The 23397-nt window shown below is 39.5% G+C and carries 28 protein-coding genes; 13 read left to right on the forward strand and 15 right to left on the reverse strand.

Annotated features, from left to right (window positions below; all coding sequences use genetic code 11):
• Positions 1-3: 3 nt before the first annotated feature.
• The 8 genes from HW120_RS16765 to HW120_RS16795 form a co-directional block, all read right to left on the reverse strand.
• The gene (locus HW120_RS16765; RefSeq protein ID WP_177735698.1) at positions 4-447 is read right to left on the reverse strand and encodes a T9SS type A sorting domain-containing protein; all 444 of its coding nucleotides are present in this window, start codon (positions 445-447) and stop codon (positions 4-6) included.
• Positions 448-715: 268 nt separating this feature from the next.
• The gene (locus HW120_RS17775) at positions 716-904 is read right to left on the reverse strand and encodes a hypothetical protein (RefSeq protein WP_246297069.1); all 189 of its coding nucleotides are present in this window, start codon (positions 902-904) and stop codon (positions 716-718) included.
• A 4-nt stretch (positions 905-908) separates the two neighbouring features.
• Positions 909-1082: a hypothetical protein gene (locus HW120_RS16770; RefSeq protein ID WP_177735700.1), complete on the reverse strand. Its 174-nt coding sequence runs from the start codon at positions 1080-1082 to the stop codon at positions 909-911.
• A gap of 18 nt (positions 1083-1100) precedes the next feature.
• Positions 1101-1718, reverse strand: a complete 618-nt coding sequence (locus HW120_RS16775; protein ID WP_177735702.1) for a DUF6705 family protein — start codon at positions 1716-1718, stop codon at positions 1101-1103.
• A 125-nt stretch (positions 1719-1843) separates the two neighbouring features.
• A complete protein-coding gene (locus tag HW120_RS16780) occupies positions 1844-2464 on the reverse strand; it encodes a DUF6705 family protein (RefSeq protein WP_177735704.1) in 621 nt (206 codons plus the stop codon).
• A gap of 11 nt (positions 2465-2475) precedes the next feature.
• Positions 2476-4002 carry a hypothetical protein gene (locus HW120_RS16785; protein ID WP_177735706.1) on the reverse strand — a complete coding sequence of 509 codons (1527 nt, stop codon included), beginning with the start codon at positions 4000-4002 and terminating at the stop codon, positions 2476-2478.
• A gap of 494 nt (positions 4003-4496) precedes the next feature.
• Positions 4497-4730 carry a hypothetical protein gene (locus tag HW120_RS16790; protein WP_177735708.1) on the reverse strand — a complete coding sequence of 78 codons (234 nt, stop codon included), beginning with the start codon at positions 4728-4730 and terminating at the stop codon, positions 4497-4499.
• A gap of 17 nt (positions 4731-4747) precedes the next feature.
• Positions 4748-5914, reverse strand: coding sequence for a THUMP domain-containing class I SAM-dependent RNA methyltransferase (locus tag HW120_RS16795; protein ID WP_177735710.1), 1167 nt, complete (start codon positions 5912-5914; stop codon positions 4748-4750).
• A 196-nt stretch (positions 5915-6110) separates the two neighbouring features.
• Between HW120_RS16795 and HW120_RS16800 the strand changes: the two genes are divergently transcribed.
• The 7 genes from HW120_RS16800 to HW120_RS16830 all read left to right on the forward strand — a co-directional run bounded on the left by HW120_RS16800 (position 6111) and on the right by HW120_RS16830 (position 10511).
• Positions 6111-6842 carry a class I SAM-dependent methyltransferase gene (locus HW120_RS16800; RefSeq protein ID WP_177735712.1) on the forward strand — a complete coding sequence of 244 codons (732 nt, stop codon included), beginning with the start codon at positions 6111-6113 and terminating at the stop codon, positions 6840-6842.
• A 1-nt stretch (position 6843) separates the two neighbouring features.
• Positions 6844-7542: a ZIP family metal transporter gene (locus HW120_RS16805; RefSeq protein WP_177735714.1), complete on the forward strand. Its 699-nt coding sequence runs from the start codon at positions 6844-6846 to the stop codon at positions 7540-7542.
• A 135-nt stretch (positions 7543-7677) separates the two neighbouring features.
• Positions 7678-8493, forward strand: a complete 816-nt coding sequence (gene murQ / locus HW120_RS16810; protein ID WP_177735716.1) for an N-acetylmuramic acid 6-phosphate etherase — start codon at positions 7678-7680, stop codon at positions 8491-8493.
• Positions 8494-8514: 21 nt separating this feature from the next.
• Positions 8515-8742, forward strand: a complete 228-nt coding sequence (locus HW120_RS16815) for a DUF6095 family protein (RefSeq protein ID WP_177735718.1) — start codon at positions 8515-8517, stop codon at positions 8740-8742.
• 2 nt (positions 8743-8744) lie between these two features.
• Positions 8745-9320 carry a DUF1572 family protein gene (locus HW120_RS16820; RefSeq protein WP_177735720.1) on the forward strand — a complete coding sequence of 192 codons (576 nt, stop codon included), beginning with the start codon at positions 8745-8747 and terminating at the stop codon, positions 9318-9320.
• Positions 9317-9688: a DNA topoisomerase IV gene (locus HW120_RS16825; RefSeq protein ID WP_177735722.1), complete on the forward strand. Its 372-nt coding sequence runs from the start codon at positions 9317-9319 to the stop codon at positions 9686-9688. Before HW120_RS16820 ends, HW120_RS16825 begins: the two co-directional genes overlap by 4 nt.
• Before the next feature lie 52 nt (positions 9689-9740).
• Positions 9741-10511 (forward strand): TerC family protein, encoded by a 771-nt coding sequence (locus tag HW120_RS16830; RefSeq protein ID WP_177735724.1) that lies wholly within the window; start codon positions 9741-9743, stop codon positions 10509-10511.
• Positions 10512-10543: 32 nt separating this feature from the next.
• Here the strand turns inward: HW120_RS16830 and HW120_RS16835 are convergent, their stop codons facing one another.
• The 6 genes from HW120_RS16835 to ychF all read right to left on the reverse strand — a co-directional run bounded on the left by HW120_RS16835 (position 10544) and on the right by ychF (position 18002).
• Positions 10544-13189, reverse strand: coding sequence for a DNA gyrase/topoisomerase IV subunit A (locus HW120_RS16835; RefSeq protein WP_177735726.1), 2646 nt, complete (start codon positions 13187-13189; stop codon positions 10544-10546).
• Positions 13190-13229: 40 nt separating this feature from the next.
• Positions 13230-15086: a DNA topoisomerase IV subunit B gene (locus tag HW120_RS16840; protein ID WP_177735728.1), complete on the reverse strand. Its 1857-nt coding sequence runs from the start codon at positions 15084-15086 to the stop codon at positions 13230-13232.
• A gap of 107 nt (positions 15087-15193) precedes the next feature.
• Entirely contained in the window at positions 15194-15499 is a 306-nt protein-coding gene (locus tag HW120_RS16845) for a hypothetical protein (RefSeq protein ID WP_177735730.1), read from the reverse strand.
• Between the two features lie 6 nt (positions 15500-15505).
• Positions 15506-16192 (reverse strand): TIGR02117 family protein, encoded by a 687-nt coding sequence (locus HW120_RS16850; RefSeq protein ID WP_177735732.1) that lies wholly within the window; start codon positions 16190-16192, stop codon positions 15506-15508.
• 75 nt (positions 16193-16267) lie between these two features.
• Positions 16268-16795, reverse strand: coding sequence for an NADPH-dependent FMN reductase (locus HW120_RS16855; RefSeq protein WP_177735734.1), 528 nt, complete (start codon positions 16793-16795; stop codon positions 16268-16270).
• Positions 16796-16907: 112 nt separating this feature from the next.
• Positions 16908-18002 carry a redox-regulated ATPase YchF gene (gene ychF, locus HW120_RS16860; protein ID WP_177735736.1) on the reverse strand — a complete coding sequence of 365 codons (1095 nt, stop codon included), beginning with the start codon at positions 18000-18002 and terminating at the stop codon, positions 16908-16910.
• A gap of 181 nt (positions 18003-18183) precedes the next feature.
• On the opposite strand from ychF, the gene HW120_RS16865 reads away from it, so the two are divergent.
• A complete protein-coding gene (locus HW120_RS16865) occupies positions 18184-18723 on the forward strand; it encodes a hypothetical protein (protein ID WP_177735738.1) in 540 nt (179 codons plus the stop codon).
• Positions 18724-18768: 45 nt separating this feature from the next.
• Here HW120_RS16865 and HW120_RS16870 read toward each other — a convergent pair whose 3' ends face one another.
• Positions 18769-19119 (reverse strand): 4Fe-4S dicluster domain-containing protein, encoded by a 351-nt coding sequence (locus tag HW120_RS16870; RefSeq protein ID WP_177735740.1) that lies wholly within the window; start codon positions 19117-19119, stop codon positions 18769-18771.
• Positions 19120-19179: 60 nt separating this feature from the next.
• Here HW120_RS16870 and HW120_RS16875 point away from each other — a divergent pair, with 60 nt between their 5' ends.
• The 5 genes from HW120_RS16875 to HW120_RS16895 all read left to right on the forward strand — a co-directional run bounded on the left by HW120_RS16875 (position 19180) and on the right by HW120_RS16895 (position 23381).
• Positions 19180-20238, forward strand: a complete 1059-nt coding sequence (locus HW120_RS16875) for an acyl-CoA reductase (protein WP_177735742.1) — start codon at positions 19180-19182, stop codon at positions 20236-20238.
• Positions 20239-20304: 66 nt separating this feature from the next.
• A complete protein-coding gene (locus tag HW120_RS16880; RefSeq protein WP_177735744.1) occupies positions 20305-20706 on the forward strand; it encodes an LNS2 domain-containing protein in 402 nt (133 codons plus the stop codon).
• Between the two features lie 8 nt (positions 20707-20714).
• Positions 20715-21785, forward strand: a complete 1071-nt coding sequence (gene serC / locus HW120_RS16885; protein ID WP_177735746.1) for a 3-phosphoserine/phosphohydroxythreonine transaminase — start codon at positions 20715-20717, stop codon at positions 21783-21785.
• Between the two features lie 23 nt (positions 21786-21808).
• On the forward strand, positions 21809-22774 hold the full coding sequence (locus HW120_RS16890) for a D-2-hydroxyacid dehydrogenase (RefSeq protein ID WP_177735748.1): 966 nt from the start codon (positions 21809-21811) through the stop codon (positions 22772-22774).
• A gap of 49 nt (positions 22775-22823) precedes the next feature.
• On the forward strand, positions 22824-23381 hold the full coding sequence (locus HW120_RS16895; protein ID WP_177735750.1) for a DUF937 domain-containing protein: 558 nt from the start codon (positions 22824-22826) through the stop codon (positions 23379-23381).
• Positions 23382-23397 lie beyond the last annotated feature (16 nt).

Below are 23397 nucleotides of genomic sequence, written 5' to 3' on the forward strand. Positions count from 1 at the left end.
TACTTATCTTTTCAAAATTTTCAAATCTTTCCTTTCGCCGTTATTATATAGTATTGCTACTATATACATTCCTCCCGGATAATCCGAAAATGGAATACGCTGCAAATTATCGGTCTTAAAATCAGTGAATTTTTGAAGTAATGCCCCGTTCATGTTGTAAACCGAAATATTTTCAACTTTTTTATCTTCTATTAAAATCCATTTTACATATAATTCCTCCTGAACCGGATTCGGATAGTAGAAAATTTTATCGGAGATATCGCTTTTAATTAAATCTGCAGCTGTCAGATCCGATTTATTAATTGCTTGTTTTCCTGTACTGCAATTAATACAAATGGCTCGTTTAATCTGATTACCGGCCGCATCGTAAGTAAAAAGTATTCTATCGTTCTGTGCGTTTAAGAGCACTCCGTTAAGAATTAATAAAAAAAGAAGAAGCTTTTTCATGCCAACTTGTTATTTGTTAATTTTAACGTAAATCTAATTTATTTTGTTGTAATTTTCTTATATATTTTAAATTATTTAAAATTTTTCATACTTTTTTCAAGTCTACCAACAAATCATCACTAATAATTACAAATAAAACACCCGTTAAAATAACTGTTGTATTTGCTTACAACACCTCATAAATTCACAATACGTTATATTAAATCCATAAAAAAATCCCGACAGTAGTACTATCGGGATTTTATATCGCTTTAAAAGCCCTGGCTTTTTATTTAATCTCTCGGATGCCTTTTATAAAAATCCATTTCATAAAAAGTTTTTCGCCGTCATTGGTTTTAACAGCCTGAAATTTTGGTGCCAGCAAGGTTGATACTACAAAAGCCGTAACCGGAATCCAGAATCCCTGCAGGTTAGTATAGGCGTCTATAAAAAAACGAAACAATATAAAACAGCAAATCCTGTTAAATCCAAGTACCGGCAAACGGTTCAAAATAATTTTGAGTGTCTTTAAAGTAGTAACGTATTTTACGGTCTTTTTGGGTGTTTACAGTATAACGATCTTTTATAGAAACGATTTTTTCCTGTGATGTACACGAAAATAAAAACAATACCAATAAAAATAGTAATCTTTTCATCCGGAGTAATAAGAATTTCTAATTCACCTTTGTTAATATGACGTTGGTCGGAATTGTAAATGTGCTTGGCTGGTCCATGCCACGCATCCCTTGGGGTAATGTAACTTTCCATTGTGCTGTATTTGGGTTTGCAGGATTTATTCTCATATCCAAATCTCCCATTACTCCTGTTGGATATGCAGGATTTACCGGGCCGGTAACGTCAAAAATATTCCCGTTCATAATATGAGGTTGGACTGGCTGATTTGCTATTACTATAGTCGGCCATGGAGTGGGAGAATTTCCAATGTTGATTTCAGATGTGTAAATGGTTTGCTCATTCATCTGACCGTAATTTTGTACAAGCTTGTAATGCCCTCGCAATTCGTCTGTATAATATTTCGGGGCTTCCTCAGTATAATCAACTTTGGTTTCTTTCCAGAACTGTATAACAAAGGTTTGATTGCCGTTCTGGTAAATCCATGTGCCAATGAATGGCGTAAAATAGTTGTTGATGTCCTTGTAGTAATAAATGAATAAAGAGCTTTTTTTGAAGTTTGGATTATAGTGTTGCCGCATTTCTTCCACTTTTTCTACTTGGCCATAAGAGAAAGAAGCAACGAATAATAGCAAACCAAGACTGAATATTTTTCTCATGGTGTATATGTTTAATTTGGACATGGTTTTTTAATTATGTTTGATGTCTTGCTTTCAAGTTCCAGTTTTTGGAAATATTTCATCAACTTTAAATAGCTCAAAAAATTTGGGCTAACTTTATATATCTAATTGACCTTTGTTAATGTGACATTGGTTGGTATTGTGAATATACCTGTATTAGCCGAATTATGAAGACCGGACGGAAGTGTAATATTCCATTGCGCGCTGTTTGTATTGGATGGGCTGATACTCATTTTAAGTATGCCTTTTAAACCAAGTGGATTATCATCCGTATAAGGTGTATTCACGTCATAAATAGTACCATCCAAGAGATATTGTTGTAATGGCGCACCAAATATAATCGTCACCCAAGGGGTTATTGAATTTCCTGCATTGATTTGAGATGTATATATGATTTGTTCATTTGTAGCCCCATAATTTTGAACCAGTTTGTAATGTCCGATCAATTCATCCATGAAATATTTTGAATTACCACTGGATTGATAAAGTACCTTTTCCTGCTTAGTGAATTGCACAACAAAGGTTTGACTGCCGTTTTGATAAATCCACTTACCTATGAATGGAGTAAAGTAATCATTAATATCCTTATAGTAATAAGTGAGCAGAATACTCTTTTTAAAATTGGGATTGAAATATTGGCTAATTGCTTCAATTTTTTCCTGTTGTGCCTGTACGGACAAAGAAAAAAGAAAAAACAACACACTAAATTTAAATATTTTTTTCATAATTGAATATTTTAGTTGGAACAAGGCTTTTTAATAATATTTGATGTTTTGCTATCAAATTCCAGTTTTTGAAAATCTGAAAATGTTGCATCAACTTCAAATAAATTAAGTCCTAACTTGGCTTCTTTTATAAACTCTAAAAATGATTTTTTATCATCTTCGACATTTGAATTTACTTTAATGGTTCCATTGGCTCCATAATATTTTTTAAATAGTTTTTCCATTTCTGCAATTTTTTTCATGTCCAGTATGGTTCCTTGTGCATTGGTGCGTGGATACCTAAAACTGTCAATACAGAGTGTGCAATCAATTGTAAGAGCATATCTTGTTCCATCTGCTGTTATAACATAGAAAACAAAATCACCTGTATCAATTTTATCATTTTGTACCAAGCGACTTAAAACAGCCATATCATCCCACGAAAATATAGAATATGTGCCGTTTCCATTTCCTCCGTATGCATCATGCGTATGTGCCAGCATCACGTATTTTTGACTTGGATTCATATTAATATCAATCATACCGCCAATACCCTGCGGAATTGTCTGTACGGGATTGGATGTTTGTGTTGTTGCTGATTTATCAATAAATATGCCGTTTTCGTTACTTTGTGATGTTGTTCCTGCAAGGTCGATAAGTTTTTCTTTCAGGTTCGGAAATTTTTCCAATTGCTTCGTAATCGTTTTGCATCCTGACGGTGGAGCAGTACTTTCAATTTCGTCTAATATGGGTGTTGTTACAACTGGAGGATTTGTATTGCTATTACTACCTCCGCTTCCGCCGCCGGAATGACCACCCCCGGTATTTCCACCTGTTGAGCCGCCATCACCACCCAAGCCGCCGCCGCCAAAACCACCTGCACTACTATTGCCGCCACCGCCTATAGACATACTGCAATCCACAGTCGTAACTGAAAAAAGGTGACTTGAGTCATTGCAATACTGTGTAGCTACATGCGGTTCTGTTGACCCTCCTGCTGTCCATGCCTGATTGCACATCCAAACAGTTGCCGTTACGCAATTTAATTCTTTTGCAGTTGGCGTGATGTCATATTCAATCTGCGTAATATTAACCGTGCCTTTGAAATGAAAAGAATGATGTTCCTCACTTGGTGTTAATGGTACTGTAGGTGTATACTTGACAAGATACGCATTCGCCTGATTCAATGAATCCATACTAATGACAAGGTTTTCAAAAAAAGTGGGATTGCTGATTTCGCGTTTGATCTGAAATGTATAGGTGGTATATGCATCGTCCTGAATCACTTTAGCAATATCAGGCATAATCGAAAATCCGTGTGCATCTTCCATAACAGTTTTTTCGATACTTCCTTTTTTCTGTTTCCCTTTATTTAGTTTTGAAAGGGCTGTACTAAATTGTTCTTCTTTCAGCAGCATATCAAACGTACTGTTTCTTATGCTTATCTTTTCCTGATAGCTTTTCTTGTTGATTGCATCCCGTTCCAGTTCGCAACCGAACAGGACAAATACAATCAAAATCATTACAGGAAAACAGGCGTGTAATTTTCTATGGCTCATTTTCTTAAATTATTAATAATCGCAAATATTATGTTTCTCCAGATAAAAATATTTATGGCTTCCCATAAAATGTTACAATACGTATAAAAATACGTATTTATAAGCATGCGTCTTACGGACTTTTGGTGTTTTATTTACGGATATTGATGCTATAAAACTATGTATTTATGACCTGGATTTTCGGTTTAGCTCTATTTAAAATGCAAAACGGATATATCGGTCTATACCTGTCTATAGTAACCAGTCTGTGTGAAGTTGAGGGGGATACAAAACAATTCGCTTCCTGCCAGTATTAAAATCAATCAGGTTAAGAATAAAACCCCGATTATAAAAAGTATCGGGGTTTTCGTTTGAATAGAGTAATGAATAATTTCGATTGTCTTCAATAACATTTCAACATATAATTACAAATTATAAAAAGTTTTGAAGATAAAAACAAAAATCCCGACAGCAGTACTATCGGGATTTTATATAACTTTAAAAGCCTTGGCTTTTTATTTAATCTCTCGGATACCTTTCATAAAAATCCATTTCATAAAAAGTTTTTCGCCGTCATTGGTTTTAACAGCCTGAAATTTTGGTGCCAGCAAAGTTGATACTACAAAAGCCGTAACCGGAATCCAGAATCCCTGCAGGTTAGTATAGGCGTCTATTAAAAAACGAAACAATATAAACAAAACAGCAAATCCTGTTAACTGAAATATAAAAGCTTTTACTTGTGGTTTCATAGCCATACTATAGGTTTTTATTCGTTATTCTGATTTTGAAATTTTGTTCTTTTGCTGCCTTCATACATTTCGTATTTTACGAAACGGGTTTCCAGCTTACCGTTAAACAGCTTGATTTTACGCGAAGGTTTTAAACCTACGAATTTCAGGGCTTCAATATTAGCGGTGATAAACCAGGCGTGTGTTCCCGGATAATTTTGCTTTAAGGTATCGCCGATTTCCCTGTAAAAACGTTCCATGTCGATATCCAGTCTTTCGCCGTAAGGCGGATTGAACACCATGTGCAACGGTCCGCGGGTTTCTTTTTCGGTTTCAAAAAAGTTTGCCTGCGAAATGGTTACATAATCATCCAGGTTGGCATTGATGATATTGTCTTTTGCTTTGGCAACTGCCGAAGGCGCCTTGTCGTATCCTTTGATTGTATAATGGAATTCCCTGGTCTTTTTCATCAGGGAATTCATGATCTGATCGAACAAATCATTGTCCCAGTCATTCCAGCGTTCGAAAGCAAATTCCTTACGGTTAATGTTTGCCGGAATATTACAGGCAATCATTGCTGCTTCTGCCACTATGGTACCACTACCGCACATCGGGTCTAAAAAATCGCCCTGCCCTTCCCAACCGGAAAGCAACAGCATTCCTGCTGCCAGTACTTCATTGATAGGAGCAATATTCGTTGCGGTCTTGTATCCTCTGTGGTGTAACGAATCCCCGGAACTGTCTAAAGCAACCGAGCACTGATCGTTTTGAATGTGAATATTAATTCTCAGATCCGGAAAATCCTTGTTGATATTCGGACGTTTTCCGAATTTTTCACGAAACTGATCCACAATAGCATCTTTTACTTTCAGTGATACAAACTGCGAATGGTTAAAATAATCCGAATGCAGGGTTACATCCACAACAAATGCCTGGTGAACAGACATATACTTCGACCAGTCAACACCCTGAATCCCTTTGTACAGACTCTGTTCGTTAAACGCACGAAAATGATAAATCGGTTTTAAAATCTTTAAAGCCGTGCGCAACGCCAGGTTTGCCTTATATAGGAAGCCTTTATCTCCGACAAAACTAACCATACGGGTTCCCTGTTCCACTTTCTGCGCTCCAAGAACCGTTAATTCTTTGGCTAATATTTCTTCAAAGCCAAAAAAAGTTTTGGCTACCATTTTAAAGTCTTTCATTCTCTACTAAAATTCCTATAAACAAATCATAATTTCAAAATCAAATACTGCAATTACTGCAATTTTGGAATTACATCCGCAAAAATACACTAAATTTGTTGGCTTGTGTAAAACTTATTACACTTTCGTTTACCACACTCAATAATTATTAATTTTAATTAGTACGCTGATTAAACTATTTTGAAATTCTAAAAAAATGCAAAAAGATACAACTACCTGGTATGCTTCCTGGTTTGACACCCCTTATTATCACATACTGTATAAGGATCGTGACTACTCTGAAGCGCAAGTATTCATGGATAACCTGACCCACTACCTTAACCTGCCGGAAAATGCTAAAATCCTTGATTTAGCCTGCGGTAAAGGACGTCATTCGGTTTATCTGAATCAACTGGGTTATGATGTGACCGGAGCCGATTTATCCGAAAACAGCATTAAAAGCGCTTCCCAATACACCAACGACACGCTGCATTTTCAGGTACACGACATGCGTCTGCCTTTTGAACAAAAATTTGATGCTATTTTTAATCTTTTTACCAGCTTCGGCTATTTTGAAAGTGATGCCGACAACCTGACTACGCTACAGGCAATTAAAGACAGCTTATCGGAATATGGTTTTGCCGTTATTGATTTTATGAACGTAACACATGTGGTCAATAACCTGGTGCCGGAAGAAGTAAAAACAGTGGAAGGCATCGATTTCCACATTCAGCGTTATGAAAAGGACAATCATATTTATAAAGAAATCCGCTTTGAAGACAATGGCGAACAGTTCCATTTTACAGAAAAAGTAAAGGCACTTACACTTGCCGATTTTGAAGCCATGATGGAAGAAGCCGGTATATTCTTACTGGATGTATTTGGCGATTACAAACTGCGTAAATTTTTAAAAAACGATTCCGAACGACTTATAATGATTTTCAAATAATATGCTATACTTAATTCCTTTACTATCGGTAATTATAGGGTATGTTGCGGCAACCTTTTTCCGTCCGAAAAATAAACAGAATCTAAAGTTATTATTAGCGTTCAGCGGCTCATTCCTGCTGGCGCTGACGGTTTCCCATTTGCTGCCGGAAGTTTATGAAGCCAGCAACCATGCCCACGAAGGCCACGATCACACCCACAGTCCTGTCGGGATTTTTATCATGATCGGGATTGTCTTCCAGATCGTACTGGAATATTTTTCGAAAGGTGCCGAACACGGGCATGTTCACGGACATGAAACCATGCATCACATTCCGTGGTCGTTATTCATCAGTTTGTGCTTACACGCCTTACTGGAAGGTTTACCGGTGAGCCATCACCATGATCTAGCCTGGGGAATTGCCATTCACCATTTCCCGATAGCGATTATATTAACCACCTTTTTTATCAATTCGCACCTGAATAAAACGGCCATCTTTATTTTCATGATGGTATTTGCCTCCATGACACCACTGGGAACCCTTTTAGCAGGATATTTACCGTTTATCAGCGAATATTACAGTCAGATTACCGCTATTGTAATTGGTATCTTATTCCATATTTCGTCCACTATTATTTTTGAAAGCAGCGAAGGCCATAAATTCAATATGGCTAAGTTAACGGCCATTATATTAGGGATAATCCTGGCTTATTTTATGTAAATTTGATAACTGGTAATAAAAAGGCAATAAGCAATAAATAAAAGGCAAAAGCAATAAGCAATAGGCAAAGGGCAATTAACCCTCTTGTTAGCCTGATCAATAAAATATAGCAATACTATTAATTTCGTTTCACCAATGTCATTTACACGCATCACCGAGCAAGCTTCGAAATATGAACATTTAGAAAAAATGTCCGTTTCGGAATTACTGACAAACATCAACAACGAAGACAAAACCGTTCCTTTGGCTGTTGAAAAAGCCCTGCCGCAAATTGAAGTTCTGGTAACCGAGATTGTTGCCAAAATGAAAAACGGCGGCCGTTTGTTCTACATAGGCGCCGGAACTTCCGGTCGTTTGGGAATTGTGGATGCTTCCGAATGTCCGCCAACTTTTGGCGTTCCTTTCGACCTGGTAATCGGATTAATAGCCGGTGGCGACACTGCGATCCGGAAAGCGGTGGAGTTTGCCGAAGATGACCGCGAACAGGCCTGGAAAGACCTGTCGGAATGGAACATGACCGAAAACGATGTCGTGATTGGCATTGCCGCTTCGGGAACGACTCCTTATGTAATTGGCGGCCTGGAAAAATGCAATCAGCTGAATATTACCACCGGATGCATTACCTGCAACCAGGGAAGTCCTTTAGCCGAAACAGCAAAATTTCCTGTTGAAGTTGTTGTAGGGCCGGAATTTGTTACCGGAAGCTCCCGTATGAAAGCCGGTACTGCACAGAAACTGGTTTTAAACATGCTTTCTACCGCAACGATGATTCAGCTGGGCAAAGTGAAAGGCAATAAAATGGTGGACATGCAGCTGAGCAATCACAAATTGGTAGACAGAGGTATCCGGATGATTATGAGCGAGATTAATGTTACCTATGAAGAGGCGCAAAAACTGCTGGAAGAACACCAGAACGTCCGCAAAGCCATTGACAATTACAATCGTATTTAGCGAAACTTAACACACAAAATCATGCATACCAACAAAAAAGTATTAAGCAGAGGGATCCGGTATCTGGCCGGAGCCTTACCGTTACTGTTTTTAGGACCTGTTATTATCAACAGCTCTTTTAAAAATCAAAATAATCCCTTGTTTTATCCGGTACTTGGTTTGGGGATTTTAGTTTGCATTACCGCAATGTGGTTTATGTTTTTGGGACTGCGAACCATTACCAGCAGCATGTTTGATAAAGAATCATAATCATGGAAATCAACAGCAACTATCTGGAAAGTGTCAAAAAACAGTTTCTATACTACAAGACTATAGGCGAAAAAGCCATGGAGCAGCTGGAACCGGAACAATTCTTTGTTTCTTTAAATGACGATACCAATTCCATTGCCATGATTGTCAAACATCTTTCCGGCAATATGCTTTCCCGATGGACCGACTTCCTGAACACTGATGGGGAGAAAGCGTGGCGCAACCGTGATGAAGAGTTTGAAGAATCGGTTATGACCAAAGAAGAGTTGCAGGCAGCCTGGGACAAAGGCTGGAATTGCCTGCTTGACACTTTAAACAGCCTGCAGCCGGAACAGCTTTCGGAAATTATCTATATCCGCAATGAAGGGCATACCGTTACGGAAGCGATCAACCGTCAGTTAGCCCATTATCCTTACCATGTTGGACAAATTGTTTTTTATGCTAAAATGCTGAAAAAAGGAAACTGGGACAGTCTTTCGATTCCTAAAAACAAATCCAACGCCTATAATGCCGAAAAATTCTCCAAAGAAAAAACCATACGAAACTTTACCGACGAAGAGTTAAAAAAATTACAATGAAAAAAATAGCACTACTTTCTTTTATTATTGTTTTTGTTTCCTGCTACAACCAGGAACGTAACTGCAAGGATTTCCGAACCGGAAAATTTGAATTTTCCCAGGAAATAGACGGCAAACACATGACATCCGTATTTGAAAGAACCGACAGCCTGCAAATCGAGACCTTTAACGGAAAAACCGACACGGCTTCCGTTCGCTGGACCAATGATTGTGAATTTGTCCTGCAAAAACTGCATCCGAAGAACATGCAGGATAAAAAAGCCATCAGTATGAAAATACTGACTACCAGCAACAAAGGCTATACTTTTGAGTACTCTTTTGTGGGCGATCCAAAAAAACAGAAGGGAACTGTAACAAAAATCGATTAATTTACGTTTAACAGCTGTATTTTAAACCAAAACCAAATAACAAAAAACTAAAATGGAAGTATTCTTAAATCCGGATGCGTGGATCGCTTTATTAACTTTAACATTCCTTGAAATCGTATTGGGTATTGACAACATTATCTTTATTTCGATCGTTACCGGAAAATTACCGGAAGAGAAACGAAAAAAAGCTACCCGGATCGGATTGTTCTTAGCCATGTTCATGAGAATAGGCTTATTATTCGGGATCACGTTGCTAATTGCCATGAAAGAACCTTTATTCAGTGTAAACTGGGGCTGGTTTAACGGGCATTTTACCGGTCAGGCGCTTATTTTATTATTAGGAGGTTTATTCCTGATTTATAAAAGTACCAAAGAAATCCATGAAAAAGTGGACCACAAAGGGGAAGAAGAGCACAACATCAAAACGGCTGCGGCCAAATCGTTTGGAAATGTTATTTTCCAGATATTACTGATTGACCTTATTTTCTCTGTAGACAGTATCCTTACTGCTGTGGGAATGACAAACGGTCTTAACGGTGCCTTAGTTATTATGATTACTGCGGTAATTATCTCTGTCGGGGTGATGATGCTGTTCGCAGTTCCTGTTGGAAACTTTGTGAACTCAAACCCTTCTATCCAGATTCTGGGACTGGCATTCTTAATCCTTATCGGTTTTATGCTGATCACGGAAAGTATGCACTTATCGGAGGCTACATTAGCCGGACAGCACATTGGTGCGGTTCCGAAAGGCTACCTCTATTTTGCCATTGCTTTCTCGCTGGCAGTAGAATTTGTCAACATGAAAATCCGCAAACGCAAATAAAAAATAAAAGCCCTCAATTGAGGGCTTTTTTATTAGTCTAACGTCAGCGTAATCTGACCGTCGTCTTCCAATTGTACATTTTCATCCGATAAATCTTCTTCGCCGCGAACTTCAATCTCTTCCGGGATTTCTTCCGCCGGCGGATCATACGGCAGCGATTCCAGCAGGTTAACCTGTTTGAGCTTGTCTGTCGTTAGCTGGTTTCCTAAGGCTTTTATACCTTTTACCGCAATGAACTGCTCCAGGTCGATCGTCTGGTTTTCTTTCTGAACACCTTTTACTTTTGCAAAAACAATCTCTGCTACCGGTCTGTAATCAGTCGAAACAATTTCCAGCTGCGAGTTAGGATGCTCGGAAATAAACACCTCTTCTTTATTTTCGTTTTCAATCAGGAATCGTTTCACATAATAACGTTCCTTTTCGCCGTCATAATAAATTGCCGAAACCGGTTTTTTAGGAACCCATTTTTCCAGTACCACCATATCTTCATCAAAATGCGTGGTAAGCTCCGGTACGATGGTTTTTAGTTTTCCGGACTGATTAATGATCAGCAACCGGTCATTCGGACGGAATTCTCCTAAAAGCTCTCCCCTTCCATCGACATTCAATCGTTGTACGGTATCGTCAAACCAGATGCGTCGCGGCTTTAAGGTGGAAATGCCCTTTTCTTTCAGTTCTATTTTTTTAATCGGATATTTGGTAACGGTATTCCCTTTACTGCCCCGTCCTTTTATGGTCAGGGTTGCAAAATCCAGATCGAATTTCAGTTTTTTAATACTGCCCACCTGACGCAGCAATACGGTCACTACTTCGGCCTCTCCATTCGGATTGTGGGAAAAGTACAACACCTGCGATCCTTTCGTTTCATTCGTAAGATCATACATTTTATCACGGGTTACCCCGGAAACATTAAAACGTTTCACATAGGAAGGCCCGGATTTACCATCGCGGTAAATCATATTGTATATTGTCCTTTTATCGTTTTTGTCAAATACCGCCACGTGAATAATGTCTTTCCCGATAAACTTTTTATCGTCTACTTTGGAGATCATCATGTTACCGTCGCGAAGGAAAACAATCACATCGTCAATATCGGAACAATCCGCAACATACTCGTCTTTTTTAAGTCCGGTACCAATAAACCCTTCTTCACGGTTTACGTATAGTTTTGTATTTCGAAGCACTACTTTCGTAGCTTCAATGGTGTCAAAACTGCGAATCTCGGTCTGGCGTTCTCTTCCTTTTCCGTAACGTTCTTTTAATCGGGTAAAATAGGCAATCGTAAAATCGATCAGGTGTTCCAGATCATATTTTACCTGTGCGATATCTCCTTCCAAAGCTTCGATCTTTTCCTGTGCTTTGTCAATATCGAATTTCGAGATACGCTTGATCCGGATTTCCGTTAAACGAACAATATCTTCTTCGGTTACCGCACGTTTCAAATGGGTAACGTGTGGTGCCAGCCCTTTATCGATAGCTTTAATCACACCATCCCAGGTTTCTTCTTCCTCAATTAAACGGTAAATCCTGTTTTCGATGAAAATACGTTCCAAAGAAGCAAAATGCCATTGTTCCTCAAGTTCCTCCAACTGGATTTCCAGTTCTCGCTTGAGTAATTCTACCGTTCTGTTTGTTGAGATTTTCAACATTTCTGAAACACCGATAAATAACGGCTTGTTATCCTGGATCACACAGCCTAAAGGCGCCAGAGATGTTTCACAGCCGGTAAAGGCATAAAGCGCATCAATTGTTTTATCCGGTGAAACACCCGGCGGAAGATGGATCAATATTTCAACATCGGCAGCCGTATTGTCTTCAATTTTTTTAACTTTTATCTTCCCTTTTTCATTCGCTTTTAAAATACTGTCAATCAGTGTTGTGGTATTGGTCGAGAAAGGAATCTGGGAAATAACCAGTGTTTGTTTGTCTAATTGTGAAATCTTGGCACGTACGCGTACACGCCCGCCTCTAACACCATCGTTATAGGCCGACATATCGGCGATACCTGCCGTTGGAAAATCCGGATACAGGGTAAACGGTTTTCCTTTTAATATTTTTATCGAAGCATCGATCAGTTCGTTAAAGTTGTGCGGCAGTACTTTTGTAGAAAGACCTACGGCAATACCTTCACCACCCTGCGCCAGCAGTAACGGGAATTTTACCGGTAAATTGATCGGTTCGTTACGACGTCCGTCATAGGACAGCTGCCAGTGGGTAATTTTTGGCGAATACAATACTTCCAATCCGAATTTACTGATACGGGCTTCAATATAACGCGAAGCTGCCGCACCATCGCCGGTCAGGATGTTTCCCCAGTTCCCCTGCGTGTCGATCAATAAATCTTTCTGACCAATCTGCACCATCGCATCACCAATACTCGCATCTCCGTGAGGGTGATACTGCATGGTATGCCCTACCACGTTGGCAACCTTATTGTAACGCCCGTCATCCAACTCTTTCATAGAGTGCATGATACGGCGCTGTACCGGTTTAAAACCGTCTTCAATTGCCGGAACTGCACGTTCCAGGATAACATAGGAAGCATAGTCCAGAAACCAGTCTTTATACATTCCGGTTACTTTCGTAATCGTATCGTTATCAGTTGTTTCCTGATTATTATAAAACTGTTCCCCTTGTGACTGCCCTTCTTCTATTGGATCTAAATTTTCTTCGTCCATTTATATGCTTAATTCAAAATTGAAATTTGAAACTCGATTTTTATTTATCCTCAACCACGTCCAATTCTACTTTCAGGTTTTTAATGATAAATTCCTGACGATCGGGTGTATTTTTTCCCATATAGAATTCCAGTAATTTTTCTATGGATGTTGCTTTATCCAGCATTACCGGATCCAGACGGATGTCTTCGCCGATAAAGTGTTTGAACTCATCCGGAGAAATCTCTCCCAATCCTTTAAATCGGGTTATTTCCGGTTTCGGTTTTAATTTTTCTATCGCGGCTACGCGTTCGTCTTCACTGTAACAATAAATTGTTTCCTTTTTATTACGCACCCGGAATAACGGCGTTTGCAGAATATACAAATGTTCCGCTTTAATCAGTTCGGGAAAGAATTGCAGGAAAAACGTGATGAGCAGCAAACGGATGTGCATACCATCGACATCGGCATCGGTAGCAATTACAATGTTGTTGTACCGCAGGTCGCCCATATCTTCTTCAATGTTCAAGGCTGCCTGAAGCAGGTTGAATTCTTCATTTTCGTATACGATTTTCTTAGTCATCCCATACGAGTTCAGCGGTTTTCCACGCAAACTGAATACCGCCTGCGTATTCACATCCCTTGATTTGGTGATGGAACCCGATGCGGAATCTCCCTCAGTGATAAACAGGGTGCTTTCCAGATAACGCGGATTTTTAATATCGGTTAAATGCACGCGGCAATCGCGTAGTTTACGGTTGTGCAGACTGGCTTTTTTCGCACGGTCCTTGGCTAATTTCCGGATTCCGGAAAGTTCTTTACGTTCTCTTTCCGCCTGTAGAATCTTGCGCAGTAACAAATCGGCTACTTCCGGGTTTTTATGCAGGAAGTTATCCAGGTTTGTTTTTACGAAATCATTGACATAGGTACGTACCGACGGTGAATTTGGTCCCATATCGGTCGATCCCAGTTTGGTTTTGGTCTGCGATTCGAAAACCGGCTCTTCAACTTTTACCGAAATAGCCGAAACAATGGATTTCCGCACATCGGACGCTTCAAAGTTTTTATTGTAAAATTCTTTGATCGTTCGCACAATAGCTTCACGGAAAGCCCCTAAGTGGGTACCTCCCTGAGTGGTATTCTGTCCGTTTACGAACGAATAGTATTCTTCTGAATATTGTGTTTTACTGTGGGTTAATGCGACTTCAATATCATCCCCTTTTAAGTGGATGATCGGGTAGATCATGTCTTCTTCCGAAATGGTTTCTTCCAGTAAGTCTTTCAGACCGTTATCCGAATAGAATTTTTCGCCATTGTAAATAATGGTTAATCCGGTATTCAGGTAACAGTAATTTTTAAGCATTTTAACAATGTACTCGTTACGGTACTTGTAATGCTTGAATATGGTTTCATCCGCAATAAAGGACACTTTTGTTCCTTTGCGTTTGGTTGTTTCTACAATCTCTTCTTCCAGCGTTAAATTTCCGGCAGAGAATTCGGCTGCTTTCTGCTGGTTGTCGCGGACAGATTCCACGCGGAAATAGTTGGAAAGGGCATTTACGGCTTTGGTACCAACCCCGTTCAGACCTACCGATTTCTTAAACGCTTTGGAGTCATATTTTCCCCCGGTATTCATTTTCGAAACAACATCGACCACTTTACCCAATGGAATCCCACGGCCATAATCGCGTACTGTTACCATTTTGTCCTTTACCGTGACTTCAATGGTTTTTCCGGCGCCCATTACAAACTCGTCGATACAGTTGTCAAGAACCTCTTTCAGAAGAATATAAATACCGTCATCAGGTGAAGATCCGTCCCCAAGTTTTCCGATATACATTCCAGGACGCATACGGATATGCTCTTTCCAATCGAGTGAACGTATATTGTCTTCGGTGTACTGATTTTGCTCTAGCATAAAGAAATTTTGGATTTTCTGCTAATATAGCATTTCTGCCGAAAAAATGAAAGAGCGCAGCAATAAAGTTATCAAACAGAATTTGTAAACAACTGATTCTCTGACAATCAAAAAAGCTTCAGATCAAACGCTACTAAAGATAGTATAAATATTACAAAACAGAATAAAATCGGAATTCCCGCAAGCAAAATCCATAGCATTTTAGGTTTTACCTCATCCGATTTTGCAATTTCCAGCGTTGTGGTTACGGAAGCAAAAACCGAAAGAAACAACAAGGCATATCCTAAATAAACACCTGTTTTATGTATCCAGTTGTACTTTATGTTATATTGAAAATCTGCGCCTAGAAAATACGCGATAAAACTGGCTATAAACAGCAACAGTATGTTTCTGATATTTTTTTTAAATTTCATAGTATATTAGTTATAATGGCAAAATATTCCCTTGTCATAAACGGTCCACCAGCTTGCCTTCTGCCGTGCCGCTTTTAAAGCATTATTTGCCCAGGTATTACAGGTATAAAACAGGTTATAAGCACCGTTAGCTTCATAAAAAGCATCGTTTTTGCCGTAACTCCGATGCTGTATCCAGAGTACTTTTTCGTTCGCATCCCGCTGAAAACTACCGGCAATATAAGCAACCAGCTGCCGATAATCTTCTTTGGACAGCATTATCTTTTTACAGTCTTCCCCTTCCGTCATTTTCTTATAAAAAGTGGTGTGCATAGCCGAACTTCCCAGGTTAAAAACAGCATTAAAAGCCGTACCGGCTTTTAAATCGGACCATTCGGGCGTATCCAGGTAAAACCCTTTATCACCCCATCCGAAAGCCAGGTAATTCATAATACTATCCTTAGATCTGGTTTGCCGGAAAGACACTTCTTTTGTCCAGTCCCTGACCTCATTTTTTACCGGTACCACGATATCCGTATGCACCCCATTGGTCAGTATATAAACAGCGATATCCCGCTGTCCGTTAGCCGCTTCCGCACCGTTAACAGTAATCCGGGACAATACCAATACTGCTATGACATACAGCAATAGAAATCCTGTGATTCCGGCAACTGTCCAGCCCAAAATCCTGAGGCATTTTTTAAATACAACCATTCCTGATAAAAATCCGGTTTTGTTAATACTATTTCACTATTACAGGAAATACTATCAAATTAAAGACCATTTCTATTAAAAACTGAATTCTTTTACAATGTCTTTAATCTGGTTGTCAAACAACGGATTGGAGATCTGCTTTTTATCCACATCGAAATTTTCATAAAAACCCGGTAATGAAAATGTTGCCACGATATTAGCGCCATATCTCGGCAGGCTGTTTTTGGCTATTTCCAATACACTTGCCCCGCCTCTTGCACCCGGAGAAGTCGACATGAGCAAAACCGCTTTTTGCTGGAAAACATCTTTAAGCTGTCGGGAACTCCAGTCAAAAATATTTTTAAACGCTACGGAATAATTACCGTTATTCTCGGCCAGTGAAACCACGATCATTTCTGCAGAAGCCAGCTTCTCCAAAAAATCCGTTGCCAGTTGCGGCTTCCCTATTTCCTGCTCTAAATCGACACTGAATACCGGCAGGGCATAATCGTTTAAATCAAGTACCTCAACAGTTGCATCTTCAAACAAATTTGCAACATAGGTTACCAGTTTCTTATTTATAGAGTTATGGCTGTTACTGCCAGCGAAAGCGATAATTTTCATAGGTATATTTTTTTCCGTCTAAAATTACTAAAATTAGCCATACCGATTTCAGCTGACGCCATAAAAAAAGCGAAACAATTGTTTCGCTTTTTATCTTATTTTACTCCGTTAATTAGACATTAAATCTAAAGTGCATTACATCACCGTCTTTAACGATATATTCTTTTCCTTCCACTCTTAATTTTCCGGCTTCTTTTACTTTTGATTCCGAACCAAAGGCTACATAATCATCATAAGCAATAACCTCAGCACGGATAAATCCTTTTTCAAAATCAGTGTGAATTACTCCGGCAGCTTTTGGTGCCGTATCACCCACGTTGATCGTCCAGGCACGTACTTCTTTAACACCAGCCGTAAAATACGTCTGCTGGTTTAACAATTTGTAAGCCGCACGGATCAATACTGACGAACCCGGTTCTGTTAAACCTAAATCTTCCAGGAACATTTTGCGTTCCTCATAGCTCTCCAATTCTGTAATATCCGCTTCCGTTCCTACTGCCAGAACAATAACCTCCGCATTTTCATCCTTTACCAGTTCTTTAACCTGATCTACATAACTGTTTCCTGTTGCCGCAGAACCTTCGTCTACATTACATACATATAAAACCGGTTTTGCCGTAATCAGCTGAAAACCTTCCATTAAAGCCTCCTCATCATGATTTTGCGGTACAACTGTACGGGCAGATTTCGCTGCCAATAATGTTTCACGGATTCGGGTTAGCAATGCTTCCTCAACCTGTGCTTCTTTATTTCCTGTTTTTGCCGCTTTTTTTACTTTTTCCAAACGTTTTTCAACGGTATCCAGATCTTTCAGCTGCAATTCGATATCAATTGTTTCTTTGTCACGGATAGGATTTACATTACCGTCTACGTGAACAATATTATCATTGTCAAAACAACGCAAAACGTGTATGATCGCATTACACTCGCGGATGTTTCCTAAAAACTGGTTTCCTAAACCTTCTCCTTTACTGGCTCCTTTTACAAGACCGGCAATATCCACAATATCCACTGTAGCTGGCTGTACACGCTCCGGCTTCACTAATTCCTCCAATTTTTCCAATCTCGGGTCCGGAACATTTACCACACCGATATTCGGTTCAATAGTACAAAACGGAAAGTTAGCACTTTGTGCTTTTGCATTCGACAAACAATTGAATAAGGTTGATTTCCCAACATTAGGTAATCCTACGATTCCAGCTTTCATGTATATGAGTTTTTAAAAGTCTGCAAATATATTGATTATTAGCCAAACTTCAACCTACTTTTATTTTAACATTTTATTGGCAAAAAAACGTTTTTTTATAAATTTTTTAATACAAATTGTTTAATATTTCCGTTTTTAAAGCTTATATTTGTTAAATAGTAACCTTAAAATAAAAAATATTATGAAAAGATCAATTTTAAGTTTAATAATACTATTCTTCTCTGCGGGTATATACGCCCAAAACACCAATGTTCAGTCTGAAGTTAAAACAACCGTAAGAACAATAAAGGATTCTGAAGGCGAGAAAAAAATCGTTAAAACCGAGGAATTAGAAAAAGTTCAGGACGTTGAATTAAAAGATGCCAATTCCAAATCTTTAAACAAAGAAATGCAGTTAGGACCAACCCAGGTTGTTTCTAAAGTTAAAGTTACTGTTGACGGTATTACCCGTTATGTAGATGTAGACCGCTCTGCTTATTACACCTACAAAGGACAGAAATACCAGGTATTGCTTGATAAAGTGGGATACACTATTATCAATCCGGATACAAAAAAACAGTTGGCAGTTCTTAGAGAAACGTCTAACAATACGTATATTGTAAAAAATAAAAACAAAATTTCCATTGGCCATTTTGATACCAACGGTGATTTGATCATGGAAACATACGATGAAAAAGCCGATACGGTAACGTTTGAAAAAGCAGAAATCATTCGTAACTAATCCGGAAAGCATAAAAAAAGCCTCAAGAAATCTTGAGGCTTTTTTTTATTCGTTATGCAAAAAGGATTGTCGCTGTAAAAGTGTTTCATCACTTTCCACATGGTTATCATCCGGAACACAGCAATCCACCGGACATACTGCCGCACATTGCGGTTCTTCGTGAAAACCTTTACATTCCGTACATTTGCCCGGAACAATATAATATATATCATCCGAAATGGGCGTCTGTGCTGCTTCCGCATCCACTTCTGTTCCGTCCGGAAGCACTATTTTACCGGTTAATTTGGTACCGTCTTTATATCTCCAATCGTCTGCCCCTTCATAGATAGCCGTGTTTGGACACTCAGGCTCGCAAGCCCCACAGTTGATACATTCGTCTGTTATAATGATTGCCATAGCTAATTTTATTATTTTTGCACAAAATTACAATCAAAACCATTCATAAACAAGCCACTCATGACACAAAGCGATAAAAAAACAAGTTTTATTGAATTAGGAAAGTTTTTAAATCAGTTTTCGATAAACGGAAATGAGCAAAAACCGGATGTGAAGAACAATGCCTTATTCTATGATAACTTTATCACACTAATTGAATTATCGCAATCCCATAATGGCTGGTTCACTCCGGAGCAGGTTTATTTTGCAATACAGTCATGGGCAGAAGCCCTGACCGAAGAACAGCTTGACAAATGGTTGTCCCGCTATGATTTCACTGCCGTAAAACCCAAAACGGTGGGCTTAATTCTTGCCGGAAACATTCCGCTGGTTGGCTTTCATGATTTCTTGTCGGTTATCCTGTCCGGCCACAAGGTTTTGATTAAAACATCATCCAACGATCAGAAGCTGCTTCCTTTTTTAGCCGGTTATCTGATTGCCATACAGCCGGAATTAGCCGATTATATCACTTTTACAGACGGGAAGCTGGAAAATTTCGATGCGGTAATCGCTACCGGAAGCAACAATACGGCCCGTTATTTTGAATACTATTTTAAAGACAAGCCGAGCATCATTCGCAAGAACAGAAATTCCGTTGCTATTTTAAACGGAAAGGAAAGCAAAGAAGACCTGATCGGGCTTGGTGAAGATATTTTCCGTTATTTCGGTCTGGGCTGCCGTAACGTTTCGAAATTATTTGTACCGAAAGACTATGATTTCACGCTTTTCTTTGAAGCCATGTATGAATACAGGGATGTTATTTATTATGAAAAATACACCAACAATTACGATTATAACAAGGCGGTTTTTCTGATGAGCGGCTTCAAACTTCTGGACAATGAATTCCTGACAATCAAGGAAGATTCCAGCTATGCCTCTCCTATTTCGTCTGTTTTCTATGAATATTACGATTCCATTGCTGCTTTAACAGAGAAACTCAACTCCGAAAAAGATCAGCTTCAGTGCATTGTATCAAATGGCATTATTGAGGATAGTGTTATTTTCGGGCAAACCCAGAAGCCTAAACTTTGGGATTATGCAGATAATGTGGACACGATTGCTTTTTTAATAAAAATCTAACTTTCTCGTTTTCTTTTGTGATTAAGATTATTTTTTTTAGGAAATTTACAGTCTTAAACACACTCAATGCAACTAGAACACAAAAACAATGTTAGTCCTGTACTCAAAGACGGGATTAAGAACTATCTCATTGATATTGACGGTACCATTACCGACGATATTCCCAATGAAGAACCTGAAAGAATGGAAACTTGTCTTCCTTTCCCGGATGCTCTTGAAACAATCAACAAATGGTATGATGAAGGTCATATTATCTGTTTTTTCACCTCGCGCACCGAAGAACACCGTGAGGTTACGGAAAAATGGCTGATAAAGCACGGTTTTAAATACCACAGTATCCTGATGGGCAAACCCCGGGGCGGTAATTATCACTGGATTGATAACCATCTGGTTAAAGCCACCCGTTACAATGGTAAATTTACCGATTTAGTAGACAAAGAAGTCGTTATTCAAGTTTTTAAAGATTAGTTTCCCCAATGAAAAAACACAATTACAGCGCAGGTCCCTGCATTTTACCACAAGAAGTTTTTCAAAAAGCATCACAAGCCGTTTTAGATTTTAACAATACCGGCTTATCCATATTGGAAATATCCCACAGAAGTAAAGAATTTGTTGCCGTTATGGAAGAAGTAAGGGCTTTGGCTCTTGAACTTTTAGGCTTACAGGGAAAAGGCTACCAGGCTTTGTTTTTACAGGGCGGTGCCAGTATGGAATTCCTTCGCATCCCGTATAACCTGATGAAAGTAAACGGAAAAGCATCCTATCTGGATACCGGTACCTGGGCAAGCGGCGCGATTAAAGAAGCCAAAGCTTTCGGAGAAACGATTGTCACAGCGTCTTCAAAACCGGAAAACTACAATCATATTCCCAAAGACTATACTATTGCTGCCGATTCGGATTATTTTCACTGTACCAGCAACAATACCATTTTCGGAACCCAAATGAAAATGTTCCCGGAAACATCGGTTCCGGTGGTATGCGACATGAGTTCCGATATTTTTTCCCGTACAATCGATTTTTCAAAATTTGACCTGATTTATGCCGGCGCCCAGAAAAATATGGGACCAGCCGGAACGACCCTGATTGTTGTTAAAGAAAGTATCCTGAACCATACCGGCCGAGCCATTCCCAATATCCTGAACTATCAGCAGCATATCGACAAGGAAAGCATGTACAACACGCCGCCGGTTTTTTCTATTTACACTTCTTTATTAACGCTGCAATGGCTTAAAAACCTGGGCGGAATCAGCGCTATCGAAAAAGTAAATGAAGCCAAAGCCGCTTTATTATATGGCGAAATAGACCGCAATCCGTTATTTAAAGGAACGGCCGCTACCGAAGACCGTTCGATCATGAATGCGACTTTCCTTCTGGAAAATGACACACATAAAGAACTTTTCGACAAACTGTGGAAAGAAGCCGGAATTTCCGGACTAAACGGTCACCGCTCCGTAGGCGGATACCGCGCTTCCATGTACAATGCCCTTCCGCTGGAAAGCGTACAGGTTTTGGTAGACGCCATGAAAGAATTAGAAAGAATCGCTTAAAAAAATTAACGACATTATTTACAATGAAAGTATTAGCTAATGACGGCCTTTCGCAGAGCGGTATTGACGCTTTGGAAAAAGGAGGCTTTGAAGTAATCACAACAAAAGTTGCACAGGAACAGGTTGCTAATTACATTAATAAAAACGAAATCGACGTACTGCTGGTTCGCAGCGCGACAAAAGTACGCCAGGATATTATCGACAATTGCCCGACGCTTAAAGTGGTGGGGCGCGGCGGTGTAGGTATGGACAATATAGACGTTGCCTATGCCCGCGAAAAAGGAATACACGTTATCAACACACCCGCTTCTTCTTCGGAATCTGTAGCAGAACTGGTATTTGCACATTTATTTTCCGGCGTTCGCTTTCTTCACGATGCTAACCGGAACATGCCGCTGGATGGCGACACTCAGTTCAATAACCTAAAAAAGGCGTATGCAAACGGAATTGAACTACGTGGCAAAACGATCGGTATTATCGGCTTCGGCCGTATTGGCCGTGAAGTTGCCCGTATGGCTTTAGGTTTGGGTATGAAAGTGATCGCAACCGATAAATATGTGGATGAAGCGACCATTAAAGTGGACTTTTACAACGGCCAGTTTATCAATGTGGACATTGAAACCGAACCGATTGAAGATGTTCTGAAACATTCCGATTTTATCAGCCTGCATGTACCGGCTCAGGATACCTATGTTATCGGGAAAGCAGAATTTGACCTGATGAAGGAAGGTGTCGGCATCATCAATTGCGCCCGTGGCGGTGTGATCGATGAAGTCGCTTTAATTGATGCTTTGGATGATGAAAAGGTGCTTTTTGCCGGATTGGATGTTTTTGAAGAAGAGCCTACTCCTGCTATCCAGGTTTTGATGAATCCTAAAATTTCACTGACGCCCCACATTGGTGCGGCTACCATTGAAGCGCAGGAACGCATCGGTACCGAACTGGCAGAACAGATTATCAGTTTATTAAAAACAAATTCACAATCTTAACAGAACTTTTTTTTGTTTACATTTGATAACCAACTATAAATCAAACGATATGCTTGAACAATTAACCCAATTAGTACAGCAATACGGAGGCGATGCCATTGTAAAAAACAATGCCGTTCCTAACGAATTAAACGAAAGCGTGATGGCTGAAGCCGGCAGTTCTATTTTTTCGGGATTACAGAAAATTGCTTCCGAAGGCGGAATTGACCAGTTAGCCGGTTTGTTCCAGGGCAACAATGCTTCGTCCGGTTCCAATCCTGTTGTTCAGAAATTATCCGAACAGTTAACCGGCGATTTAGGTCAGAAATTCGGTTTGAGTACCGAAGCGGCTTCCGGTGTGGCAGGCAGTTTGATCCCTAATGTATTAGGCTCCTTAGTGAACAAGGCAAAGGATCCGAATGAACAAGGGTTTCAGATTTCGGATATTGTTAACGCTATTTCCGGCGGAAACGGCAGTTCCGGTTTGATGGACGCCATTTCAAAATATGGCGGGCAATTTGGCCTGGACCAGAATAACGACGGAAAAGTCGATATGAGCGATGCCATGGCAGCTGTTAGTAAAAAAGGCGGTATTGGCGGACTTTTAGGAAAATTGTTCGGTAAATAAGCAAAACACATACGTT

This window comes from Flavobacterium inviolabile, assembly GCF_013389455.1.
GTDB classification, from domain to species: domain Bacteria; phylum Bacteroidota; class Bacteroidia; order Flavobacteriales; family Flavobacteriaceae; genus Flavobacterium; species Flavobacterium inviolabile.